We start from the raw sequence: 1035 nt of genomic DNA, 5'->3' as shown, positions 1-1035 counted from the left end.
GGTAAAATCGTAAAACTCCATGTGAAAAGAAGAAGATGGACTGATAAATCCTCTGGTGAAATTCTTCAAAGAGACTGGCAGCTGGTAGCGAAAGGAACACGCATGACAAAGGATCTGGCAGGCTTCTTAAAAAAAATTAGCCGACACTAAAGCTCTTCCCCTAAAAGTTATAGCAGAATTTTTCGGGATCAAAGGCAAGACTTTTCAGAGACAATACAAGAATACTCTCAGTGAATATTACAGCTGGGAACAAAAACGGCACGCAGAAGACTGGATCATTTATCCTGAAAATCTCTCAGAATCCTTATCCTTAGACGAAGTGGCCTTATCTGAAGGAGAACTTTATACTGTTCTTACCTCCAAAAAAGCAAAAGGAAGAAAAGGAAGTATTGTTGCCATCATCAAAGGTACCCAGAGTGATTTTGTCATAGAGCGTCTTTTAAAAATCAGCAGAAAACTTCGGATAAAGGTAAATGAAATCACTTTGGATATGGCGGGTTCCATGAAGCGTATCGCCCAACGCTGCTTCCCTAATGCCATGCAGGTGATTGACCGATTTCATGTTCAGAAGCTGGCTATAGAAGCTCTTCAGGAAATCAGGATCAGACATCGCTGGGATGCTATTGAAATGGAAAATAAGGTAATGGAAGGATTGGGGGAAGAACAAATTCTAAGCACAGAAATATTTGAAAACGGTGATTCCCGCAAACAGCTTTTGGCAAGAAGCAGGTATTTGCTTTATAAGAGCCGCGAAAAATGGACCCTCTCCCAAAGGCAAAGAGCCGCCATTCTTTTTGCCCAGTATCCCGACCTTGAGAAAGCTTATCAATTGACCGATGGACTGCGAAAGATCTATAATCAGAATATTCCAAAATCTTTGGCTATGACTAAACTTGCACATTGGTTCAAGGAGGTGGAAGAAGCAGATTTTAAATCTTTTTCTACCTTAAGAAAAACAATAATGAATCATTACAGGGATATTTTAAACTATTTTCATCAAAGAAGCACCAATGCTGCTGCTGAATCCTTCAATGC

At 40.0% G+C, this 1035-nt stretch carries 1 protein-coding gene; it reads left to right on the top strand.

Features of this window, described 5'->3' with window-relative positions:
• Positions 1-319: 319 nt before the first annotated feature.
• The coding region (locus C8D70_RS20625) for a transposase (RefSeq protein WP_110368543.1) at positions 320-1035 on the top strand (716 nt) is incomplete at its 3' end.

This window comes from Chryseobacterium sp. CBTAP 102 (assembly GCF_003201365.1).
GTDB lineage: Bacteria > Bacteroidota > Bacteroidia > Flavobacteriales > Weeksellaceae > Chryseobacterium > Chryseobacterium candidae.
This window is presented reverse-complemented; position numbering and strand designations above follow the sequence as displayed.